Origin of the sequence: Microbacterium awajiense, from assembly GCF_039536545.1 — a bacterium.
Lineage (GTDB): Bacteria > Actinomycetota > Actinomycetes > Actinomycetales > Microbacteriaceae > Microbacterium > Microbacterium awajiense.
Genome location: NZ_BAAAYU010000005.1, coordinates 1534352 through 1555436, shown reverse-complemented (window position 1 = coordinate 1555436; position 21085 = coordinate 1534352). Strand labels below are relative to the sequence as shown.

Genomic DNA, 21085 nt, shown 5'->3' with positions numbered 1-21085 from the left:
GCCGGCGCGGGATCTCTAGACTGCCGAGCATGACGGACACCTCGCCCCGCCGCCGCATCCCCGCCATCCGGCGCGGGCTGTGGTGGGCGGCCGACTACTTCTATGCGGGGCGCCGTCAGCTCGCGGTGCTGACGCCGCCCTGGACCATCGGACGACCCCGCCCCGTGCCGGACGGCTGGCAGGCGGGCGACGCCGCCCTGCCCGAGATCGTGCTCGTCCCCGGCGTATACGAGCATTGGACGTTCCTGCGCCCGCTTGGCGACGCACTTGCCGCGCGCGGCCACCGGGTGACGGTCGTGCACGGGCTCGGCATGAATCGTCGCAGCATCCCAGCCACCGGCGAGCGGCTCGCCCGGCTGCTCGCGTCGCGACCGGCGCCCTCCGCCGGTCGCGTGATCGTCGCCCACAGCAAGGGCGGCCTCATCGGCAAGAGCGTGCTCGTCGCCGCCGAGAACGGTGAGGCGACGGGCGACCTGCTCGGCGTGGTCGCGATCGCCACGCCGTTCGGCGGCTCCCGCCGCGCGGCGCTGTTCGTCGATCCCAGCATCCGGGCCTTCCTGCCCCGCAACGAGACGATCGTCGCGCTCGGTCAGGCATCCGGGGTGAACGGACGCATCGTGTCGGTGTTCGGCCCCTACGATCCGCACATCCTCGAGGGGAGCGCTCTGGTCGGCGCAACGAACGTCGAGGTGACCACAGCCGGACACTTCCGCGTGCTCGGCGCCGCTAGCACGCATGAGGCGGCCATCGACGGCGTGCGCCACCTCGCGGCGGTCGCGCGTCAGTCGCCGGGGCCGTAGAGTCGCGCGATGTCCTTCGACTCGAGCCATCCTTCATAGGTCGGCGTGCGGGGCCACCCCTCGGGCGAGTCCTGCCATTCCTCGCGCCGGCCGTAGGGCAGCAGATCGATGAGGCCGAACTGATACGAGAGTCGCTCGGTGCCTCGACCGTTGGTGTGCCAGGTGCGGTAAACGGTGTCGCCGTCGCGCAGGAAGACGTTCACCGCGAAGCCGCCGTCTGGCGGTGCATCCATGTCGGCGCCGAACGGGCTGTCGGCGGTGGAGTACCACTGCATGCGGTTCGCGACGCGGCGCTTGTACTCGAGCGCCTCGTCGATCGGGCCCTGCGTGACGATGACGAAACGGGCGTCGTAGGCGTCGAGGAACTCGAGCCGGTCGAACTGGGCGGTGAAGCCGGTGCAGCCGCCGCACTGCCACTGCGCTCCTTCGTGCCACATGTGGTGGTACGTGATCAGCTGCGTGCGCCCCTCGAAGACGTCGGCGAGGCGCACCGGCCCGTCGACGCCCACCAGCGTGTACTCGGGCAGCTCGACCATCGGCAGCCGGCGCCGCTGCGCGGCGATCGCATCGAGCTCGCGCGTCGCCGCCTTCTCGCGCACCCGAAGGGCATCGAGCTCTGCCCGCCAGGCGTCGGCGTCGGCGACGGGCGGGCGTGCGGTCGCGGTCATCGTGTCTCCCTCGGTCGGCATGATCGGTGCGCTATGTTGACACTGTACACATTGCCGGTCCGAGGTCAAGGGGTGAGGATGCCGCACGCCGACTCCCCGCGGTCGTACCACCACGGCGACCTGCGCGAGGCGCTCATCGGCGCGGGGCTCGAACTCACGCGGGACGGCGGAGCGGACGGACTGGCCCTGCGAGACGCCGCGCGACGCGTCGGCGTATCGCCCACTGCGGTCTATCGCCACTTCGCCGACCGCGACGCCCTGCTGTCGGCGGTCGCCGAACGCGTCCAGCAGAGGGTGGCCGACGGGATGCAGGTGGCCGAACCGCCCCCCTCGACCTCGGCCCGCGATCGCCTGCGCGCCGTCGGCCTCGGCTACATCGGCTTCGCGCTGCGCGAGCCCGGCTGGTTCGATCTGGCCTTCGGCCGTCCCGGTGCTCTGCAGGAGAGGATCGAACCGGACCGAGTGCCCGCGCCCTTCGCCGCCCTGTCGGCCGCGCTGGACGCGTTGGTCGCCGAGGGCGCGCTGGATGCCGCACGTCGGCCCGACGCCGAATGGCCGTGCTGGTCGGCCGTCCACGGGTTCGCGCTGCTCGCGCTCGGCGGTCCCCTGCGCGGCGTCTCGGCGGAGGAGCTGCGGGAGGCGGCGTCCCGCACCGTCGACATCGCGATCGACGGCCTGCTGGCCTGAGGCGGGTCAGGGCACGACGACCAGCTTGCCGGGCACGTGGCCCGCCTCGACCTCGGCGAGCGCCGCGGCTGTCTCGGCAAGCGGTGCGACGCGATGGATGCTCGAGCGCAGGCGCCCGTCGGCGAGGAACTCGCCGAGCACCGCGATGTCGGCGCCCGACCAGCGCGCGGTGAAGTTGACGACCCGCTCGGGGCGGAACCGGCTGGTGATCAGTCCGCCGAACATGCGGCTCGCCGGGCCCAGGACCGCACCACCCGCGGGACCGCCGATGAGCACGAGGCTGCCGCCCGGGGCGAGGCGCCCACGCAGGAAGGCGATGGGCGTGCCGCCCGCGATGTCGAGGATCACGTCGAACTGCTCGTCCAGCGCCTCGACGTCGCCGGCGGCGTAGTCGAGCACCCGATCCGCACCGAGGTCTGTCACCAGCGATGCGTTGCGCGCGCTGCAGCTGCCGACCACGCGCTCGGCGCCCAGCGCCTTCGCCAGCTGCACCGCGTAGTGGCCCACGCCGCCGGAGGCGCCGAGCACCAGCACGCGCGCCCCGGTCGTCATCCGTCCGTGGTCGCGCAGTCCCTGCAGAGCCGTGAGACCGGCCAGCGGCGCGGCCGCTGCCTGCTCGAACGTCACCGAGGGCGGCTTGGGCGCGAGATACTCGGCCCGGGCGACGGCATACTCGGCGAGGGCGCCCGCGGCGCCGCCGAACATCTCGTCGCCGACGGCGATCCCCTCGACGCCAGGACCGACGGCATCCACCACGCCGGCGACATCGACGCCGAGCCGCTCGTCACGCGGAGCCCGCCAGCCCGACATCGGACGCATCATGAGCGGCAGTCCGCGCATGTGGTGCCACTCGAAGGGGTTGAGCGACGACGCCCGCACCGCCAGTCGCACCCGCCCCTCGGTCGGCTCGGGCACGGGCCTCTCGGTGAGCTCGAGCGCTTCGGGTCCTCCATAGCGCTGACGCGTGATCGCGCGCATCCTGTTCTCCATCTCTCGCCGCGACACGGCGGCCTTACACTGTATGGCTTACGTCTCGATAGTAGGCTTACGCCGTAAGTTCGTCAAGGGAGGACGGATGCCCGAAGCCGCCGACCGCCCCGCGCGCGCGCCGCTCACACGCGATGCCGTCCTCGACGCGGCCCTCGAGATCGCCGACTCCGAAGGCGTCGACGGCCTGAGCATGCGCTCTCTCGGCCGCCGGCTCGGCGTCGAGGCGATGTCGATCTACCACCACCTCCCCAACAAGCAGGCGGTGATCGACGGCATCGTCGATCGCGTGTGGGCCGACGTCGACCTGGCACCGGCGGAGGACTGGCGGCGCGCCGTGCGGCGCACGGCGCGCTCGGCATTCGTCACGCTGTTGCACCACCCGTGGGCCAACCGCATCCGGGCATCGAGCGGGGGGCCTGCGCGCATGGCCTACATCGACGCCTCCCTCGGTCATCTGCGGCGCGGTGGCTTCAGCGCCGAGCAGGCGTTCCACGCCCATCACGTTCTCGAGGCGTACATCCAGGGGTACGTGATCCAAGCCCTCGACTTCGCCCCCGGCGATCCCGACGACGAGCGCGCACAGCGCGATGCCGCGATCGCGTATCTGACGGATGCCGGAATGAACCACCTCATCGAACACATCGGGCTGCACGGTGGCGAGCAGGGGTCGGGCTTCGACTTCGGTCTCGAGCTTCTGCTCGACGGACTGGCACGCCGACTGCCCCACTGACCGGTCAGCGCGACCCGCCGAGAGTGGTCAGCGCACCATGCGAGCGTCGACGATGCCGGCGATCGGGTCGGTCTGCTCTTCACCGTCGAGCGCGAACCCGTTGCGCTCGTAGAAGGCGATCGCCCTCGGATTGCGAGCCGCGACCCACAGCACCGCCGGATCATCTCCGAGCACGGCGTCGAGCAGCGACTGCCCCACGCCCGTGCCGTGGTGGATGGCTGCGACATACAGCCCGTAGAGCTGCCGATCGCGGGGAGGCTCCGCGCCCGGCTCGCCGAGCGCGGGTCCGGCGAACCCGTAGCCGACGATCGCTCCGTCCGCCTCGGCCACGCGCACGATGCGGTCGGGATGCCGCTCACCCAGCACCCTCGCCCACAGTGCGTGGCGCGACGCCGCGAACTCCTCGGTGAAGAAGTCGGCGGGAAGCAGGTGGGCGTACGCCTCACGCCAGGTGGCGATGTTGAGTCGGGCGATCTCGTCGGCATCGGAGAACGCGGCAGCACGAAGGGTGAACTCCATCGACACATCGTGCCAGCCCGCTCGACGCGCGGGGGTTGTCTACCGCGGATGCGAGGCGTTGACTGACAGAGTCCTCGACGAGAAGAGGCGAGTGTGAGCGAAGCCGAGCAGGGACAGGTGAACGCCGACTGCCGCGCGCGTGGGCCCCGCGAGGCGCACGACGCAGCGCGCGCTCGCGAATCCCGGCGAACCGGCGAGGAGTGAGTGGGGTGTCGTCTCCACAGGCGCTCAGCGAGACCGACCGGCGGGCGCTCGCCTCGTGGGCGGCTGACTGCGCGGAGCGCGTCCTCCCACTCTTCGAGCTCGCGTCGCCGGAAGATCCACGCCCCCGCGACGCCATCGCGCGCGCCCGAGCGTTCGCGAACGGCGAGCTCGATGCCGCGGGAGAGATCCGTCGCCGCTTCGTCGCCGGCCGCGCCGCGGGCGCCGTCAACGCCCCGGAGGCGGTGGCCGCTGCGCGGGCAGCGGCACAGGCTGCCGCTGTCGCGCACATGGGCGCGCACGCCCTGGGTGCTGCTGCCTATGCTGCGAGGGCCGCCACCCTCGCGGCGTCCGACGATCCCGCTGCGGCCGGCCAAGAGATCCGCTGGCAACTCGAGCACCTGTCCGCCGCTGCACGAACCGCGCTCGCTCGGCTGCCCCCTCTCGGCACGGACTCGGCCGGACCCCTCGGGCCCGGCCTGCTGGCGCGCGGCGACCTCGCTTCGAGCATCCGCTCCATCCAGGCAGCTCTGGACGAAGAGCGGCCGCCGCCGCTCTGAACGCCGCCTCAACGCGGGGTGCGCGGCACCTGCACGTCGACCCACACCAGCCGGTGATCGCTGCTCGGGAACGGGAAGGTGCCGGTGAGCGCCGACAGCGGATCGGCCTGGACGGGCCAGAACACCTCGGCGTCCACCACGCGCAGATCCCTGGACGGCAGCACGTAGTCCGCACGCAGATTCCCGGGCGCCGGGTTGTCGTTGAAGTCGGCGGTGTCGTACGCGGGGTCTCCGACGTGTGCGAGGTTCGCGCCGCCCTGCAGAGTGGCCGCCTCGACGGCCCCAACGGACGTGGGCAGGGGGTCGACGATGCGGCGGTTGTCGAGCAGTTGGTCGATCGCGGCATCCACCGAGTCGCCGTCGAGCGGGTCGGCGTTCTGATCGCCGAGGATCACGAACGACTGCGACGGGTTCAGGCCGCCGCTCACGCCCTGGTCATCGTAGATGTAACGCCCCTGTCCGGGAGTGACGTAGTCGCTCCAGAAGCGGATCTCGTCGTGGTTGCGGCGGCCGTTGCGGTCTTCGACGCCGTCGAACGTCGGCGGAGTCGGGTGCGATGCGAGCACGTGCACGGTGTGCGGCCCGACCTGCACCGGCACGTCCCAGTGCGACTTGCTCGACAGGCGGAACACCGCCAGCTCCTCGGGCGAGTACCAGTCGGCCGGTGCCTCGGTCGCGGGGTCGTCGGGCAGCAGCGCCCCGGGCATGTCCTTCCACAGGAACGTCTGGAAGGTGCGCACGTTCGCGGTGTCGATCGGATGCTTCGACAGCACAGCCATGCCGTACTGCCCCGGGAAGAAGCCGAAGCCGAACGCGTCGTCGCCGCCGCCGATCACGCCGTCGTTGTTGAGGTCGAATCCGCTCGGGATGCCGGTGTTCGACGGCGCGACGAACGCGTACGGGAACTCGATCGGGTCGGCGCCGTTCTGGCTCACTTCGAGGTAGTTGTCGCGGAACAGGTCGATCGCCACATCGCCGTCGACGTAGTCGAACTCGTTGAGGAGGATGACGTCGGGGTCGGTGCGCTGGATGATCTCGGCGACCGTCTTCGCCTGCGCGTTGTCGCCGGTCGAGAGATCGGCGACAAGCTGGCCCGCGGCGTTGCGGTTGAGGGAGAGGTTGTACGTCGCGACCCGCAGGGGCTCTGCCTGATATCGACCGTCGGCCGCGGGTCGGTCGTCGGACGGCTTGGGATCGGCGACGGCAGGGGCGGCCAGAAGCAGCGCCGAGGTTGCGGCGATTGCGGCGGGAACCAGAAGGCGGCGGGCAGTGGGCATGGGGACTCCTTCGCGTCGCGGCCGGGCGGGCCGACTTCACGCTAGAACGGCGACGGCGCTCTGTCAGCAGAACGATCGGTGAACGCCATGAGGATTCCCTCATGTGCCGGCCGCTGCCCGATCACAGAGCAGTCTTGGTTTCCGTCACCGATGCTCATCCGACAAACGACAGACCAGCCGGCTGCGACGTGAGATGGATCGCGGCGCGCGTGCGTCACCGTCGATGACGCCAACGCCGTAGGACGAGCCCACCGATCGCGACGCCGACCATGAGGACGGCAAAGGGAGACATCGCGATAAGGGCGACCGAGGCGCCGGCCGCGGCCGTCAACAGAACGCCGTCGAGTGCCCACGCGAGCCGTGCGGCCGCACCGAGGTCGCCGGCCGGCGTCGGGATGGGCGCGAGGAGCGCGGGAGGCAACGGCCCCTTCAGCGCGCCGCTGACTCGCGCGGCAAGAGTCATGAGACCAAGGACGACCGAAGCGACTCCAGCGGCGAGGGCGGAGTGTCCGCTGACAAGAGCAACGATGAGCGAACTCGCGACGAGCACCGTGACGGTGAGGTCCTGCTAATGCTGAGGTTGTACTCGATCTGCGACCGGCTTGACGCCCTGAACTACAGATCGGTTGGCGAAAACTACAGGTCGTCTGTCACAACCACAGACTCGATGGCCGAAACTACAGATGGGTTGTCATCGGACAGGAAGAGTCCTCACTACTGAGGATCACGAAAAGGTAACGAGAAATGCTTGCCTATCGTTACCTCGTCGTTATAGAGTGCAAGCACGGTAGTTGTTTTGCTGTGGCAGCTGCCGACATGTGATTGCAGGACACTCTTGGTGCAAGGGACAAGGGCCGGTCGGGAGCCTCTCCGACCGGCCCTGACCCGTTTCCGTGGGCGTGATGGTGGCATCGCCTCCTCCCCAGCGCCGCGATTCCGGCGGATCCGGCGAGATATCCACAATCCTGCTCTGATCAGGTCTTCGTTCCTGCGAATGTCGGAACCCACGGGCATGCTGAGGGTATGGAATTTCCGCTCGAGGCACTTCGCGACACCGTCGCTGAGCTGGGCGGGATCCTCGGAGGAGCGCTCCACGGAACCACCCCGCGCACTCTCTCCGACACCGATCTGATCGACTCGCTCCGACTTGCCGAAGACCTCGGTCGGTGGGCGGATGCCGCGCGTGTCGCCCTCGCCGGCGAAGTCGGGCGGCGCAGCGAAGCCGAGGCCCGTGACGACCGCATCACGACCCGGTACGGCACGAGGGACGCCGCCGATCTGGTCGAGCGCGTCACGCACGTCTCCACGGCGACCGCCCGCGAGCGACTCCGCACGGCCCGTGCCATCACCCCGAGGACGACGCTGACCGGCGCCGACCGACCCGCGCCGCTCGACCGCGCACGGGCGGAGTTCACGGCCGGCCACCTCAGCCTCGACGCCCTCACCACGATCGTCGGCGCGCTGCGCCCGCTGCATGGTCGATGCGGCACCGACGAGCTCGCGGCAGCAGAGCTCGAGCTCGTACACGCGGCGACGGGCGAACCGGCCCGCGACGGCGGTTGCGACGACGAGGGAGCGCCGCCCTGCAGCATCCACGAGCTGCGGATCATGGCGCAGACCTGGGCGCTCTTCCTCGACCCCGACGGGACGCTTCCCGGAGAGACGATCGAGCGGCTGCGCGCGTTTCGCCTCGGCCGCGAGCGCAACGGCCTGTTCCCCCTGCGCGGCAACGTCACCGCCGATGTCGCTGCCCAGCTGCAGCGACTGCTCGACGCTCACACGAACCCGCGCAGCGACGACCGCGGACCGCGGTTCACCGATCCCGCGACGAACGGGCCCGCCGACTCGGAGGCATCCGACGACGACATCCGCGACGGGCGCACTGCCGATCAGAAGCGGCACGACGCGTTCGCGGCGATCCTCGGCGCGGCAGCCTCAGCCGTCGACGCACCGCGCCTCGGCGGAGCGGCACCCACCCTCGTCGTCACCGTTGCTGAAGATCAGCTGCACCGTCCCGACGGCGTCGCGTTCGTCGACGGGCCAGACGGCCCAACACCCGTACCCGCCGCCTTCGCGCGCCACATCGGGTGCGAGGGCGCGATCCACAGGGTCGTCTTCGACGAGCGCGGCGCGATCGTCCGGCTCACGGTGCACGACCGGGTGTTCAACCGTCACCAGCGTCGGGCGATCACGGCGCGAGACGGCGGATGCATCATCCCCGGATGCCGCGTGCGTGCCGCCTGGTGCGAAGTCCACCATGTGGTCGAGGCGTCGCGCGGCGGCCCGACCTCGGTCGACAACGGCGTGTTGCTGTGCTGGCACCACCACCGGACGATCGAGACGAGCGGATGGCTGATCCGGATGGCCGACGGCGTGCCCCAGGTCAGACCGCCGACCTGGGTCGATCCCCGGCGACGATGGCGGCCGGCCAACCGCGTCCTGCACACTGAACTCGAGCGGGCGCGGGCCCGATCGGCGTGACCCGCGACGACCCACTCAGGTCACCCGCCCATCCCCGGGTCGCGAGACCCGCAGCCATCGATAGCCGTATGCCGCGACTTCGAGCTCGACTCGACCCTTCGTGCCGATCTCGATCCGCTCCGCTCCCAGCAGATCGACCAGCGTCGCACCCTCGGGCTCGTCTGCCACGGCGAATCGGGTCGTCGCCGGCGCATCGGCGAAGTTGTGCACGGCGATCACGCGGCCCACATCGGCGGTGAGCGAATGCACCAGGATCGCTTCGACGTCCTGGCCAAGTACCTCGAAGCGCCCCCACCCGAGCTCGGGCGAAATCCGGTATCGCGCGGTCAGGTCGCGGAAGAAGTGCAGCAGCGACTCCCGATCCTCGACTTGCGAGGCGACGTTCACGTGCTGCGGCGCGTACCCGTCACCCGGCAACGGAGCGACCAGCCGCGAGGGTGCGGCATCCGAGAAGCCGCCATTGCGATCGGCGGACCACTGCATCGGCGTACGCACCGCCTCGCGGCCATCGATCTCGATGTTCTCGCCCATGCCGATCTCTTCGCCGTAGAAGAGCACCGGGGTGCCCGGCAGCGTGAAGAGCAGGCTGTACGCCATGCGCACACGCCGCGGATCGCCCAGCATCGGCGGCAGACGCCGCGTGATGCCCCGACCGAAGACACGCTGCCGCTCATCCGGCGCGAATGCCGCGAACACCTCGTCGCGTTCATCGTCGGTCAGCTTGTCGAGCGTCAGCTCGTCGTGATTGCGCAGGAAGTTCGCGTACTGCACCTCGACGGGCAGGTCGGGCCGATCCTGAAGGGCGTCGATCAGCGGCGCCGCGCTGCTGCGAGCGAGCGACAGATAGATCGACTGCATCCCGACGAAGTCGAACTGCATGGTGAGCTCGGATGCCTGCTCACCGCCGAAGTACTCGACCTGCTGCGCGTACGGCAGGTTCACCTCGCCGAGGAGGATGGCCTCGCTCGAACGACGCTGCATGAACGCACGCAGATCGCGCAGCAACTCGTGCGGGTCGGTCATGTGCGCGCCCGGTGGCACCTCGAGGAAGAACGGCACGGCATCGACGCGGAAGCCCGAGATGCCGAGTTCGAGCCAGAAGCCGATGACCTTGGCGATCTCGTCGCGCACCTTCGGGTTGGCGACGTTGAGATCGGGCTGGTGCGGGTAGAAGCTGTGCTGATACCACTGGCCCGACTTCTCGTCCTTCTCCCAGATCCCGTCGGCCTCGCCCGGAAACACCGCGTTCTTCTGACCCTTGGGCGGCGGATCGTCACGCCACACGTAGAAGTCCCGGTACGGACTGTCGACACTGCGCTTGGCCGACACGAACCACGGATGCTTGTCCGATGTGTGGTTCACGACGAGGTCGACGATCACCCGCATGCCGCGATCACGCGCGGTGCGCACGACCTCGACGAAGTCGCCCAGGGTTCCGAGCCGCGGGTCGACGCCGTAGAAGTCCGCGACGTCGTAGCCGTCGTCGCGATCCGGTGTCGGGTAGAAGGGCATCAGCCAGAGGCAGGTGACGCCCAACTGTGCCAGGTAGTCGATGCGCTGGGCGAGACCCTGCAGGTCGCCGACCCCGTCGCCGTCGGAGTCGAGATAGGTCTCGACGTCGAGGCAGTACACGACGGCGGTCTTCCACCACAGGTCGCTCGTGTCGGTGATCTTCACAGCGCCTCCCGCAGTCGCGGCAGCAGTTCGGATTCGGCCATGTCGAGGTAGTCGGCCTGGTCCTGGCCGACGTGGTGGAGATAGACCCGATCGAAGCCGATCCGCACGAGGCCGGCGACGCGCTCCGCGAGCGAGGCGGGGTCATGGTCGACCAGCACGGTCTCGCGCAGCTCGTCCTCGTCCACCTCGCCGACCGCGGCGTCGAAGTCGTCGGGATGCTCGATGTCCCACGAGCGGGGCGGAGAGACGAGACCGTTGCGCCACTGATCCTCGGCGATCGCGTAGGCGGCGGCGTCGGTTTCGGCCCAGCTGACGTGCACCTGCAGCGCGGTGGGTCCGCGCCCTTCAGCGGCGCGGTAGGCCGCGAGCGCCTGCTCGAGGGCCTCGGGCGGCTGCGCGACGGTGACGAAGCCGTCGGCCCACGACGCCGCCCACTCGGCGGTCTCGCGGCTGACTCCGGTCGCGAACAGCGGAGGCGGTGTCTCGGGCAGGCTCCACACCCGCGCACGGTGCACGCGCACCAGGCCGTCGTGGTCGACCTCCTCGCCAGCGAACAGCCGCCGAATGACGGCGACGCTCTCGCGCAGGCGCTCCTCACGCACCGGCTTGTCGGGCCACCCCTCACCGGTCACGTGCTCGTTCATCGCCTCGCCGCTGCCCAAGGCCGCCCAGAACCGTGCCGGGAACATCTCCTCCAGGGTGGCGAAGGCCTGCGCGACCATCGCCGGGTGGTAGCGCTGGCCCGGCGCGTTGACCATGCCGATCGAGAAGTCGGTGCGCGCGAGCGCGGCGGCGATCCAGCTCAGCGCGAATCCCGATTCGCCCTGTCGCCTGCTCCATGGGGCGACATGGTCCGAGCACATCGCCCCGTCGAAGCCGGCCGACTCGGCGCGTTGCACATCGCTGAGCAGCCGACTGGGCGGGATCTGTTCGTGAGAAGCGTGGAATCCGATGAACACCATGGCCCGAGTGTCACCGACCTCGCCGACGATCGACCGGGTCTTGCCCGATGCCGTCACTTCGGCTACCGCGAGTCGATCAGACTCCGCCGCCGCCCCCGCCGCCGCCCCCACCGCCGGCCGAGCCGCCGCCGCTCGACCCGCCCGATGTCGATGACGACGACGCGGTGCTCGCTGACAGCGACGAGATGCCCGACGAGAACGACGACGCACTGAAGCCGTGCGAGCCGGAGTACCAGGAGGGCGAGTTGCCGGCGCCGTAGAGGATCGCGAGTTCCTTCGCCCACTGCTTCTCCTGGCCGAACACGACCGCGTACGGCAGCAGCACCTCGTAGAGCTTGAGCATCTGGCGCGGATCATTCGGATCGACGCGCACCCGTTCGGCCCCTCTGGGCGACTGCAGCATTCGGATCCGATCGGCCTCGGCCCACTCGATGAACACCTTGAGGCCCTTGAGGTGGTCGCGCACCTCCGCACCCTTTGCGCTGAGCGGGCGATGCGCGACGAGGCCGATCGTGATGAACACCACGACCGCCGCGAGCATCATGAGAGCGATCGGGATGAGCTCGTCGACGCCGTTGCCCATCGCGAAGAATCCGAACACCCACACCAGCGCCGCCGCCGCTACCGCTGCCAGCACCGGTCCGCTGCGCGCGAGCGGCGAAACGTGCCGGCGCAGCCCATTGCCCTCCAGCGCCTGATCGGCGGCCTTCAGGATGCGCTGGGCCGCCGAAGACAGACGTGTGTCGCGCGTGCCGAACTCGAACTCCATGCCCGGCGTCATCAGCGAGCCGAACAACCCGCGCAGCAGCATCCGCCCGTCGCCGTCCGCCCGTGACGGATCGAGCAGCACGGCCTTCAGGCGCACGCCACCCCAGAACTTGCGCTTGCCCTCGACGATGCGGATGCTGCCGACCACCGCCTGTTCGAGCACCTCGGCCGGGATCGCCTTGGCCTTCTTGCCGAGCAGCACCGCGCTCTCGAGCGCATCGACACCCTGAGGCGGCTCGTACTCGGCGATGATCGTCGGGCGCCCGGGCGAGTTGCGCAGGCGACCCGCACGCGTGGCGATCCCCCACACCAGCGCGAGCACCAGCCCGACACCGGCGGCGGCCTGCGCCCAGCCGAAGCCCGACGCGAAGTACGAGGAGTCGAAGGGAGCGAACGTACCCGGTTCGAACCCCACCGCGATCGTCATCGTCTGGAACGGCAGCACATCCGTCGCGACGGCATGGGCGCCGGCTGACGTCACCGCGATCTCGCAAGGGTCCGTCGAGCCCCCGTAGCCCTGGTAGCAGGCGGCGGCACCGGTCATCGTCGCTGCGATCTCGGGGGCGACGACCAGCTGGGCTGAGACCCGCCCGAAGGGCTGCCGCCACTCGGTGCCGTTGACGTTCCAGTAGAACTCGTCGACGCCGGTGGAGTCGTCGAAGTTCCGCGTGACGTTGCGCAGCGTATAGGTGAAGACGTACGTCTGGCGGCCGTGCACGAAGTCGTCGGCCCTCGACGTCATCGAGTAGTAGCCGTCCTCCGAGTCTGCCTCGGCCGCCCGGGGTCGACCGTCCTCGTCGGTGATCGAGACCAGGCTCGGGAACAGCGGGACTCCGAGATAGCTGGCCGGGATGCTGCGACGCATCCCACGGTTCTGATCGAATTCGGGGAACACGGCGACGAAGCGCTCCACGACCCGCAGCTCGCTCGTACCGTCGTCCGCGAGCGCGAGCGTGTACTCGACGTCCATGCTGTCGAACGTGAAGTCGTCGACATCCGCGAGGGTGGCGCGTACCGCGGCATCCGGTGCGGCCGGAGCTTCTGCCGGTGCCGCGAGCGCACTGGAGGCACCCGCGCCCAGGAACGCGAACACGAGGGCCGCACCCAGACCGCGGGTCAGCCAACGGCCGATCCTCCCCATGCGGACACTCTACGATGCCCGCGATGGTCGTACTCTGGTCTGCGTGACCGATCGCCGCCTCGCCATCGACGCCTGGGAGAGCCTCTTCCGCGCTCAGCACGAGGTGTTCGCTGAGATCAGCACCGACTTCGACGGCGACGAGCTCACGCAGGCCGAGTACGACGTCCTGCTGACCGTCACGCGCGGCGAGGGCCGCACCGCCCGACTGCGCGACGTCACGGCGAACATGCTCATCAGCCAGCCCAGCGTGTCGCGCCTGGTCGACCGCATGGTCGCGCGCGGGCTGGTGACGAAGTGCGCCGACCCCATCGACGGCCGCGGAGCGCTCGTGACGGCGACCGATGACGGCGCACGTCTGTTCCGTGCACTCGCCTCGGCGCATGGTGCCTCGATCGCCGAGCGGATGTCGCAGCTGACCGACGACGAACTCGTTCAGTTGCGCGACCTCACCGCCAAACTCCGCCGCCCGCGCGTCGACGACTGCTGACACGCGGATGCCCCGCCCGAGGGAGCGGGGCGGGGCATCCGGAGAGCGCGTTACTGCTCGACGGGCTGGGGCTCGTCGGATTCCTGCGCGGTGAGAACCGGCGACGCGGTGTCGGTGGTGACCGCGACCTTGCGCGGCTTGGCCTGCTCGCTCACCGGGATGGTGACGCTGAGCACGCCATTGCCGTAGGTGGCCGAGATGCGCTCGGTGTCGATGCCCTGACCGAGGTTGAGCTGGCGCAGGAAGCTTGCGCCCTCGCGCTCGCGGGTGATCCACTTCACGCCATCGCCCGACGGGAGGGTGCGCTCGGCGCGGATCGTCAGCAGCTGGCCGTCGACGTCGATGTCGACCGAACCCGGGTCGATGCCCGGCAGATCGGCGGACAGGACGTAGTGGTCGCCATCGCGGTAGAGGTCCATCGGCATGCGGCGCGGTCCGCGGCGCGCGTCGAAGAAGCTCGAAGCGAGGCGATCGAGGTCGCGGAACGGGTCATAGGTGGCCATGTTCGTCTCCTTCTGTGTGGATGTACTGGTCTGAAGTTGAGTCATGTCGACTCAGGTATTCACAGATTAGCACTCGACCCCCGAGAGTGCTAACGAGAGATCGTTCGCTGTGAGCGAACGCGATCGTAAGGCGAGCAATACTCTCGGCGGCTCGAGGATCAGCACTCGATGACGTTGACGGCGAGTCCGCCCTCGCTCGTCTCCTTGTACTTGTGCGACATGTCGATGCCTGTCTGCCGCATCGTCTCGACCACCTGATCGAGCGAGACGTAGTGGGACCCGTCACCGCGCAGCGCGAGACGCGCGGCTGTGACCGCCGTCGATGCTGCGATCGCGTTGCGCTCGATGCACGGGATCTGCACGAGGCCCCCGACCGGATCGCACGTCAGTCCCAGGTGGTGCTCCATCGCGATCTCGGCGGCGTTCTCGACCTGGCGGTTGGTACCGCCCATCACCGCGGTCAGTCCACCCGCAGCCATCGCGCACGCCGAGCCCACTTCGGCCTGACACCCACCCTCGGCCCCCGAGATCGAGGCATTCGCCTTGAACAGCGATCCGAGAGCGGTCGCGGTCAACAGGAAGCGCCGGATGCCACGACGCCGGTTGGCGTCGGCGATCGCTTCTTCGGGCACCCCGACCGAGCCGGTCGTGATCGCCTGAGCCGCACCGAAGCCGAAGAGAGCGCTGCCCACCAGCTCGCCGTGCGGTGTGACCGCGTTGCCGACGCCGAGACCGGAATCGGCCAGGTAGCGCCACCAGTACATCGCGACGGCGGGCAGGATTCCGGCGGCTCCGTTGGTCGGCGCCGTCACGACCCTGCCGCCCGAGGCGTTCTCCTCGTTGACCGCGAGCGCGAATGCACCCAACCACTCCCCCGGCAGCTCACGATGGCCGTCGGACTCGGCTTCTTCGAGCTGTCGGCGGATCACGGCCGCGCGACGCTTCACCTTCAGCATGCCGGGCAGGACCCCCTCGGCGTGCAGGCCCGCGTCGACGCATCCCGCCATCGCGTCCCAGATCCCGTCCAGTCCCGCCGCGACCTCTTCCTCAGACCGGAGCACCTCTTCGTTGCGGCGAGCCGCCTCGGCGATCGTCATGCCCTGCTCGTCACAGAGGGCGAGAAGCTCTTCGGCACTCGAGAACGACAGCGGGAACACGGCGTGCCGCACAGCGGCCGCTTCCCCCTCGCGCCGGATGAAGCCGCCGCCGACCGAGTAGTACGTGTCTGCGGCGAGCACCTCGCCGCGGGCGTCGAGCGCCGTCAGTGTCATGGCGTTCGGATGCTGCGGCAGGCGGGTGCGCGGCTCGAAGGCGATATCGGACTTCGCGAAGGGCATGGGCAGAGAGCCGTCCAGGAGCAGATCCCGGCCCTCCGGCCAGTCGCTCCACGCCGAGCGCACGGCGTCCGGATCGACCGTGTCCGGATGACGTCCCTGCAATCCCGCGACGACGGCATCCGGCGTGCCGTGGCCGATGCCGGTCGCCCCCAGCGAGCCGTACAGCACACACGTCACGCGCGCGACCCCGGGCGATCCGCTCACACGGCGGGCGAAGTCGGCGGCCGCGCGCATGGGGCCGACGGTGTGCGAGCTCGAGGGTCCGATGCCGATCGAGAACAGCTCGAACGCCGAGACGTACGCGCTCACGGGCGCTGGAAGGCGACCAGACCCACGGTGTTGCCTTCGGAATCGGTGATGAACGCCTGCCACTCCTCGTGGTCGGCCGGCCCCAGGGTGTCGTCCTCGTGCGTGAAGATCACGTGGGGGTGGGAGACGACGTCGACGATGCCGTCGAGACGCTCGAGCGCCTCGTGCACATTGTCGACGCGCAGGTAGACCAGCGACGACGGCGCCTCACGGTCGAGCAGCAGGCGCACGCCGTCGAGGTCGAAGAAGAGCAGGCCAGGCGGATCGAACCGCGCCGCCGGCTCGCGTTCGAGCAGCACGGTGTAGAACTCAGCCGCGCGATCCAGGTCGTCGGCGTGCTGGGCGATCTGCACGAGTCCCATGCGGCTCAGTCTATGGCCGTGCAGACGACGAAGCCCCGCGGATGACCGTGGGGCTTCGTTCGGTACTGTCTCAACACAGTGCGCGCCCGAAGGGACTCGAACCCCTAACCTTCTGATCCGTAGTCAGATGCTCTATCCATTGAGCTACGGGCGCACATGCCCGGCGCGAAACGGCGCCAGGGCACCCGAGAAGCTTACCCCACCGCCGACGGAGCTGCGAATCCACGAGGGCCGCCTCAGTCGGGGGCGGCGATGGCGGCGCGGCGATGGGCCTCGAGCCGGGCGAGATCGATCAGCCGGATCGACTGCATCCGCGCCGCGCGCATCATCGCGTAGTCGGGATCGAGCTCGGGCCGCATGCCCTCGACGGCCAGCCGCCGCTCGAGATTGGCTTCCACGTCGTGCCACGCGGCATCCCTCGCCTGCTCGATGAGTGTCGCCATGTCGGCGGGGTCGTCGGCGCGCTTGCGCAGGGCGTGCGCCACCCCTCGGTACTGACGCTCACGACGGCGAAGGTTGCGGGTGTCGCGCTCGCGGTAGTCGTGCGTGCCGTCGGGGTCGGTGTAGTTGCCGCCTGCCCGTCGGCGCAGCCGCTTTGCGAGGTCGGCGGCCGCGTCCTGCTCGTCGGCGAGTGCTCTGAGCACCTCGCTCGCCTGCGGCGCGAGCCGCTCGGCGTCGAACGGCTCGTCGTTGGCGATCGCGCCGACGAGGATGCGGTTGCGCATCGTCAGCCGCGCTGCGGCATAGGCGATCGCCACGCCCTCCGCGATCGCATCCGCGGTCCGTCCCATCGACCCCATCCTCCTGAGGAGAGGCTAGCCGAGCCGAGGCCTGGGGATGACGGGCAGGCGCCGCCGTCACCGTGGGCGACAATCGAAGGATCCCCGATGGAAGGACACCCGTGGCAAGGATGCGACGACTCGACCCACGCGGCGCTACCAGCGTCATCACCGGAGCGGCCAGCGGCATGGGAGCCGAGGTGGCGCGGGAGCTGGAACGGCGGGGGGCGCGCCTGGCGCTCGTCGACCGCAACGCCGAGGGTCTGGAATCTCTGGCGGCCTCCCTCACCGGCACCGGCCACACCGTGCACGCGGTCGATCTCACCGACGACGCCGGCGTCGCCGCGCTCGCCGTCGACATCGAGGCGGCCCACCCCCACATCCAGAGCCTCATCACCTGCGCCGGCTCGTCGATGCTGGGGTCGATCGACCAGCTGACCATGGCCGAGATGCGCTGGCTCATGGACGTCAACCTGTGGGGCACGGTGAACATCACGCAGGCGCTGCTGCCCGCGATGCGCCGTCAGAAAGCGGCCCACATCACGCACCTGGTCTCGATCTACGGACTGGCGGCTCCGGCCGGACGCATCCCCTACGCGATGAGCAAGTTCGCAGTGCGCGGCTTCACCGAGTCGTTGCGCCATGAGCTGGAGGACTCGTCGGTCACCGTGGGGGCCATCTACCCGGCCGGCGTGAAGACGGGGATCATCCTGCACGGGCGCTACGCGGCCGCACTCGACCCGGCGATCGCCCAGCGGGCCGCGGCGGCCCAGGCCGCGATGTACCACACCGAGCCCGCTGACGCGGCCCACCGCATCGTCGAGGCGACGCTGCGCCGCAGACCCCGCACCATGATCGGCCGCGAAGCGCGGCTCGTCGACGTGCTCGCGCGGATCACTCCCACGCGGTACTGGGCGCCGATGCGGGGTCCGCTGCGCGAGGCCGTCGACACGACCACCCCCGTCACGTGAAGTAGCAAGCACCGGGCCATCGCGCAACCCCCGTGACGACCCGATCACGCGCGCGTAGCGTCGTCGCTGAGCTGATCGGGAAGGGGCACGAAATGGGATTCATGGATGACGCGAAGGAGACGGCCGAGGCCGTCGGCGAGAAGATCTCGCGTTCGTGGGAGGACACCACTGAGCGCATCGAGGACAAGGCCGACGAGATGAAGGCCGACGCCGACGTCAAGCGCGCCGAGGCCGAGCGCGACTCGGTCCACAAGCGCAACGAGATCAAGGAAGAGCTGCGCGACAGCTGATCCACGGACCACCCGGCGGCGCATCGCCGGCGGAAGACGCGGAGGGCCTCGGAGAGTACTCGGGGGCCCTCTGTCGCGTCAGGGCTCCGGTCAGCCCAGCGGACGGATGCTCCACGACGCGGTCGCGGGCGCTCCCGGTTCCAGCACGATCAGGCCGGTGTCGAACGGGTACGTCGCGTCGTTGAAGGCGTCGGGTGCGCATGTCATCGGCTCGATGGCCATGCCTGCGCGGTGGCCGGGTTTGCCGGGCTTGTCGGAGGTGTGCACCTGCACCCACGGGCACGCTCCATCCCATGAGATCGCGACCCCTCGGCCGGAGGCATCCGTCACCCGCACCTCGGTGACTGCGCCGGTCCGGCGCAGACCCGTGTAGGCGTGGTCGAGCTCGGTGGGGCCGATCTGCCTGCGGATGCGGAAGTCGAAGCGCTCGGGATCGTGCGCGTCGACGCCGACGAGTTCGGTCGGGATGAGCCGATCGGGCGTCACCTCGAGCACGCGGTCGGCGGGCAGTTCGAGATACCAGTCGTCGACGACGCCGTCTCCGGCCACCAGATAGGGGTGCGCGGCTGTGCCCCACGGTGCCGCCGTGTCGCTGAGGTTCTCGGCGACGACGGTCTGCGTGATCCCGTCGGCGTCGAGCGCGAACGTCGTCGTCACCGCGACCCGCCACGGGTAGCCGGTCTGCGGCTGGATCACCGCGCGCAGCACCACGCGATCATCTGCGGTCTCGACGGCCTCATAGTCGAGCCAGCTCGAGAGCCCGTGGAGGGCGTGCCCGCGGGCGGGCTCGGTGAGCGCCACCTGGAACTCCTCGCCGGCGAAGGTGTACTTCCCGTCGACCACGCGGTTCGGCCACGGCGCGAGGGTGGCTCCGCGATAGCTGAGACGCACCTCGTCGGCCTCGTACGGCACGGTGAGGTGCCGGCCGTCGGCGGTGTACGAGCGCAGGGATGCCCCGACGCTGGCGACGACGGCCTCGAGTGCGCCCGCTCGAAGGACGTGCTGAGTGCCGGACAGAGGGGTTGCGGACATGCAGGATGCTCCGATCGAGAGGGTGCTCGGAGCGGTCAGAGCCCCAGGGCCAGTCGATAGTATGCCGCGTTCCAGCGCAGCTCGCGCTGGAAACCGCGCACGGTGGTCGCCTCGTCGATCGTCAGCAGCTCGACGCCGGCGATCTCGGCGAAGTCTCGGAACACCTCGATGCCGACCGCCGTGGTCATCACCGTGTGGTGCGCGGCGCCCGCCGCCAGCCAGCACGCCGCGCTGGTGGCGAAGTCGGGTTGCGGCTTCCAGACCGCGCGGCCGACCGGCAGGTTCGGCAGGTCGGGCGCTTCGATGTTGTCGACGACATTCGCGACCAGGCGGAACCGATCGCGCATGTCGCTCAGCGCGACGACGAGCGCGGGTCCCGGGTCGGCGGTGAAGACCAGCCGCACCGGGTCGGCCTTGCCGCCGATTCCCAGCGGATGCACCTCGAGCCGCGGCTTCGCCGTGGTCAGCGACGGCGCGACCTCGAGCATGTGCGCGCCGAGGATCTTCTCGTCGCCCGGCACGAGGTCGTACGTGTAGTCCTCCATGAGGCTGGCGCCGCCGGGGAGGCCCGCGCCCATGACGTTCGCGATGCGCACGAGGATCGCCGTCTTCCAGTCGCCCTCGGCGCCGAACCCGTACCCCTCGGCCATGAGTCGCTGCACCGCGAGTCCGGGCAGCTGGGTGAGCGACCCGAGGTCTTCGAACGTGGTCGTGAACGCCCCGAATCCTCCATCTTCCAGGAAGGACCGCAGCCCGAGTTCGATCGCGGCGCCGTCGCGCAGCGACGGGTGGCGGTCGCCACCGGGACGCAGGTCGGCCTGCACGTCGTACAGCTCGAGATACTCGTCGACGAGCCCGTCGACCTCTGCATCCGTCGCCTGCCCGACGGCCTCGGCGAGCTCGTTGACACCCCACGTGTTCACCTGCACCCCGAAGCGCAGCTCGGCCTCGGTCTTGTCGCCCTCGGTCACGGCGACGTAGCGCATATTGTCACCGAATCGCGCCAGCTTGAGGGTGCGGGATGCCGCCCACCCGGCGGCCGCGCGCTGCCAGTCCTCGACCTGACGGCCCACGGCCGGGTTCGACACGTGTCCGACGACGGTCTTGCGCGCGATGCCGGTGCGCGTCTGGATGTAGCCGAACTCGCGGTCGCCGTGCGCGGCCTGGTTCAGGTTCATGAAGTCGAAGTCGATGTCGGCCCACGGCAGCTCGACGTTCGCCTGCGTGTGCAGGTGCAGCAGGGGCTTGCGCAGCTCGTCGAGGCCTGCGATCCACATCTTCGCGGGGCTGAAGGTGTGCATCCACGCGATCACGCCGATGACGTCGTCACGGGCGTTGACGTCGAGGGCCAGCCGGCGGATCGAGTCGGCGTCGGTCAGCACCGGCTTCCACACCACGCGCACGGGCAGTCCGACGAGCCCGGCCGCCACCTGGTGCGACTGCTCGGCGACCTGGCGCAGCGTCTCCTCGCCGTACAGCGATTGGCTGCCGGTGACGAACCAGACCTCTTGGCCGTCGAGGGATGGGGACAGCGGCGTGCGGGTCATGGGTGGT

The 21085-nt window shown here is 69.9% G+C and carries 21 protein-coding genes and 1 tRNA gene; 8 read left to right on the top strand and 14 right to left on the bottom strand.

Going from position 1 to position 21085, the window contains the following annotated elements:
- Positions 1-29 precede the first annotated feature (29 nt).
- On the top strand, positions 30-800 hold the full coding sequence (locus ABD663_RS13860; RefSeq protein WP_344739517.1) for an esterase/lipase family protein: 771 nt from the start codon (positions 30-32) through the stop codon (positions 798-800).
- Here the strand turns inward: ABD663_RS13860 and ABD663_RS13855 are convergent.
- Positions 782-1468 carry a DUF899 domain-containing protein gene (locus tag ABD663_RS13855; RefSeq protein ID WP_344739515.1) on the bottom strand — a complete coding sequence of 229 codons (687 nt, stop codon included), beginning with the start codon at positions 1466-1468 and terminating at the stop codon, positions 782-784. The two genes, ABD663_RS13860 and ABD663_RS13855, sit on opposite strands and share 19 nt — an antisense overlap.
- 78 nt (positions 1469-1546) lie before the next feature.
- Between ABD663_RS13855 and ABD663_RS13850 the strand changes: the two genes are divergently transcribed.
- Positions 1547-2155, top strand: a complete 609-nt coding sequence (locus ABD663_RS13850; protein WP_344739513.1) for a TetR/AcrR family transcriptional regulator — start codon at positions 1547-1549, stop codon at positions 2153-2155.
- Positions 2156-2161: 6 nt separating this feature from the next.
- Here the strand turns inward: ABD663_RS13850 and ABD663_RS13845 are convergent, their stop codons facing one another.
- Entirely contained in the window at positions 2162-3133 is a 972-nt protein-coding gene (locus tag ABD663_RS13845; protein WP_344739511.1) for an NAD(P)-dependent alcohol dehydrogenase, read from the bottom strand.
- Positions 3134-3230: 97 nt separating this feature from the next.
- On the opposite strand from ABD663_RS13845, the gene ABD663_RS13840 reads away from it, so the two are divergent.
- Positions 3231-3875, top strand: a complete 645-nt coding sequence (locus ABD663_RS13840; RefSeq protein ID WP_344739509.1) for a TetR/AcrR family transcriptional regulator C-terminal domain-containing protein — start codon at positions 3231-3233, stop codon at positions 3873-3875.
- A gap of 27 nt (positions 3876-3902) precedes the next feature.
- Here the strand turns inward: ABD663_RS13840 and ABD663_RS13835 are convergent, their stop codons facing one another.
- Positions 3903-4394: a GNAT family N-acetyltransferase gene (locus ABD663_RS13835; protein ID WP_344739507.1), complete on the bottom strand. Its 492-nt coding sequence runs from the start codon at positions 4392-4394 to the stop codon at positions 3903-3905.
- A 209-nt stretch (positions 4395-4603) separates the two neighbouring features.
- On the opposite strand from ABD663_RS13835, the gene ABD663_RS13830 reads away from it, so the two are divergent.
- Entirely contained in the window at positions 4604-5155 is a 552-nt protein-coding gene (locus ABD663_RS13830; RefSeq protein ID WP_344739505.1) for a putative immunity protein, read from the top strand.
- Between the two features lie 8 nt (positions 5156-5163).
- Here the strand turns inward: ABD663_RS13830 and ABD663_RS13825 are convergent, their stop codons facing one another.
- A complete protein-coding gene (locus ABD663_RS13825; protein ID WP_344739503.1) occupies positions 5164-6432 on the bottom strand; it encodes an endonuclease/exonuclease/phosphatase family protein in 1269 nt (422 codons plus the stop codon).
- Positions 6433-7455: 1023 nt separating this feature from the next.
- On the opposite strand from ABD663_RS13825, the gene ABD663_RS13820 reads away from it, so the two are divergent.
- Positions 7456-8913, top strand: a complete 1458-nt coding sequence (locus ABD663_RS13820) for an HNH endonuclease signature motif containing protein (RefSeq protein ID WP_344739501.1) — start codon at positions 7456-7458, stop codon at positions 8911-8913.
- A gap of 15 nt (positions 8914-8928) precedes the next feature.
- On the opposite strand, the gene ABD663_RS13815 is transcribed toward ABD663_RS13820, so the two are convergent.
- The 3 genes from ABD663_RS13815 to ABD663_RS13805 all read right to left on the bottom strand — a co-directional run bounded on the left by ABD663_RS13815 (position 8929) and on the right by ABD663_RS13805 (position 13461).
- Positions 8929-10590, bottom strand: a complete 1662-nt coding sequence (locus ABD663_RS13815; RefSeq protein WP_344739499.1) for an alpha-amylase family protein — start codon at positions 10588-10590, stop codon at positions 8929-8931.
- Positions 10587-11552 (bottom strand): TIGR03885 family FMN-dependent LLM class oxidoreductase, encoded by a 966-nt coding sequence (locus tag ABD663_RS13810; RefSeq protein WP_344739497.1) that lies wholly within the window; start codon positions 11550-11552, stop codon positions 10587-10589. Before ABD663_RS13810 ends, ABD663_RS13815 begins: the two co-directional genes overlap by 4 nt.
- Positions 11553-11628: 76 nt before the next feature.
- On the bottom strand, positions 11629-13461 hold the full coding sequence (locus ABD663_RS13805; protein WP_344739495.1) for a DUF2207 domain-containing protein: 1833 nt from the start codon (positions 13459-13461) through the stop codon (positions 11629-11631).
- Between the two features lie 43 nt (positions 13462-13504).
- Between ABD663_RS13805 and ABD663_RS13800 the strand changes: the two genes are divergently transcribed.
- Positions 13505-13948, top strand: a complete 444-nt coding sequence (locus ABD663_RS13800; protein ID WP_344739493.1) for a MarR family winged helix-turn-helix transcriptional regulator — start codon at positions 13505-13507, stop codon at positions 13946-13948.
- A gap of 50 nt (positions 13949-13998) precedes the next feature.
- On the opposite strand, the gene ABD663_RS13795 is transcribed toward ABD663_RS13800, so the two are convergent.
- From ABD663_RS13795 to ABD663_RS13775, 5 genes are all read right to left on the bottom strand, one after another.
- Complete coding sequence (locus ABD663_RS13795) at positions 13999-14451, bottom strand: Hsp20/alpha crystallin family protein (RefSeq protein ID WP_344739491.1); 453 nt, start codon at positions 14449-14451, stop codon at positions 13999-14001.
- A 158-nt stretch (positions 14452-14609) separates the two neighbouring features.
- Positions 14610-16097 carry an L-serine ammonia-lyase, iron-sulfur-dependent, subunit alpha gene (locus ABD663_RS13790; RefSeq protein ID WP_344739489.1) on the bottom strand — a complete coding sequence of 496 codons (1488 nt, stop codon included), beginning with the start codon at positions 16095-16097 and terminating at the stop codon, positions 14610-14612.
- Positions 16094-16459 carry a VOC family protein gene (locus tag ABD663_RS13785; RefSeq protein ID WP_344739487.1) on the bottom strand — a complete coding sequence of 122 codons (366 nt, stop codon included), beginning with the start codon at positions 16457-16459 and terminating at the stop codon, positions 16094-16096. Before ABD663_RS13785 ends, ABD663_RS13790 begins: the two co-directional genes overlap by 4 nt.
- Positions 16460-16540: 81 nt before the next feature.
- Positions 16541-16613, bottom strand: a tRNA-Arg gene (locus ABD663_RS13780).
- 82 nt (positions 16614-16695) lie between these two features.
- The gene (locus ABD663_RS13775; protein WP_344739485.1) at positions 16696-17250 is read right to left on the bottom strand and encodes a WXG100-like domain-containing protein; all 555 of its coding nucleotides are present in this window, start codon (positions 17248-17250) and stop codon (positions 16696-16698) included.
- A gap of 119 nt (positions 17251-17369) precedes the next feature.
- Between ABD663_RS13775 and ABD663_RS13770 the strand changes: the two genes are divergently transcribed.
- Together ABD663_RS13770 and ABD663_RS13765 are read left to right on the top strand one after the other, a co-directional pair.
- Positions 17370-18209 (top strand): SDR family NAD(P)-dependent oxidoreductase, encoded by an 840-nt coding sequence (locus tag ABD663_RS13770; protein ID WP_344740250.1) that lies wholly within the window; start codon positions 17370-17372, stop codon positions 18207-18209.
- Between the two features lie 101 nt (positions 18210-18310).
- Positions 18311-18499 carry a hypothetical protein gene (locus tag ABD663_RS13765; protein ID WP_344739483.1) on the top strand — a complete coding sequence of 63 codons (189 nt, stop codon included), beginning with the start codon at positions 18311-18313 and terminating at the stop codon, positions 18497-18499.
- Positions 18500-18589: 90 nt separating this feature from the next.
- Here the strand turns inward: ABD663_RS13765 and ABD663_RS13760 are convergent, their stop codons facing one another.
- A complete protein-coding gene (locus ABD663_RS13760; RefSeq protein ID WP_344739481.1) occupies positions 18590-19531 on the bottom strand; it encodes an aldose 1-epimerase family protein in 942 nt (313 codons plus the stop codon).
- Between the two features lie 35 nt (positions 19532-19566).
- Positions 19567-21078, bottom strand: a complete 1512-nt coding sequence (araA, locus tag ABD663_RS13755; protein WP_344739479.1) for an L-arabinose isomerase — start codon at positions 21076-21078, stop codon at positions 19567-19569.
- Positions 21079-21085: the final 7 nt, after the last annotated feature.

Bases quoted from the DNA above. Each gene is read 5' to 3' on its own strand.
- ABD663_RS13850 (WP_344739513.1), top strand. From the start codon at position 1,547: ATGCCGCACGCCGACTCCCCGCGGTCGTACCACCACGGCGACCTGCGC.
- ABD663_RS13805 (WP_344739495.1), bottom strand. From the start codon at position 13,461: ATGGGGAGGATCGGCCGTTGGCTGACCCGCGGTCTGGGTGCGGCCCTC.
- ABD663_RS13840 (WP_344739509.1), top strand. From the start codon at position 3,231: ATGCCCGAAGCCGCCGACCGCCCCGCGCGCGCGCCGCTCACACGCGAT.
- ABD663_RS13785 (WP_344739487.1), bottom strand. From the start codon at position 16,459: ATGGGACTCGTGCAGATCGCCCAGCACGCCGACGACCTGGATCGCGCG.
- ABD663_RS13845 (WP_344739511.1), bottom strand. From the start codon at position 3,133: ATGCGCGCGATCACGCGTCAGCGCTATGGAGGACCCGAAGCGCTCGAG.
- ABD663_RS13855 (WP_344739515.1), bottom strand. From the start codon at position 1,468: ATGACCGCGACCGCACGCCCGCCCGTCGCCGACGCCGACGCCTGGCGG.
- ABD663_RS13825 (WP_344739503.1), bottom strand. From the start codon at position 6,432: ATGCCCACTGCCCGCCGCCTTCTGGTTCCCGCCGCAATCGCCGCAACC.
- ABD663_RS13810 (WP_344739497.1), bottom strand. From the start codon at position 11,552: ATGGTGTTCATCGGATTCCACGCTTCTCACGAACAGATCCCGCCCAGT.
- ABD663_RS13775 (WP_344739485.1), bottom strand. From the start codon at position 17,250: ATGGGACGGACCGCGGATGCGATCGCGGAGGGCGTGGCGATCGCCTAT.
- ABD663_RS13795 (WP_344739491.1), bottom strand. From the start codon at position 14,451: ATGGCCACCTATGACCCGTTCCGCGACCTCGATCGCCTCGCTTCGAGC.
- ABD663_RS13820 (WP_344739501.1), top strand. From the start codon at position 7,456: ATGGAATTTCCGCTCGAGGCACTTCGCGACACCGTCGCTGAGCTGGGC.
- araA (WP_344739479.1), bottom strand. From the start codon at position 21,078: ATGACCCGCACGCCGCTGTCCCCATCCCTCGACGGCCAAGAGGTCTGG.
- ABD663_RS13860 (WP_344739517.1), top strand. From the start codon at position 30: ATGACGGACACCTCGCCCCGCCGCCGCATCCCCGCCATCCGGCGCGGG.
- ABD663_RS13760 (WP_344739481.1), bottom strand. From the start codon at position 19,531: ATGTCCGCAACCCCTCTGTCCGGCACTCAGCACGTCCTTCGAGCGGGC.
- ABD663_RS13835 (WP_344739507.1), bottom strand. From the start codon at position 4,394: ATGGAGTTCACCCTTCGTGCTGCCGCGTTCTCCGATGCCGACGAGATC.
- ABD663_RS13770 (WP_344740250.1), top strand. From the start codon at position 17,370: ATGCGACGACTCGACCCACGCGGCGCTACCAGCGTCATCACCGGAGCG.
- ABD663_RS13765 (WP_344739483.1), top strand. From the start codon at position 18,311: ATGGATGACGCGAAGGAGACGGCCGAGGCCGTCGGCGAGAAGATCTCG.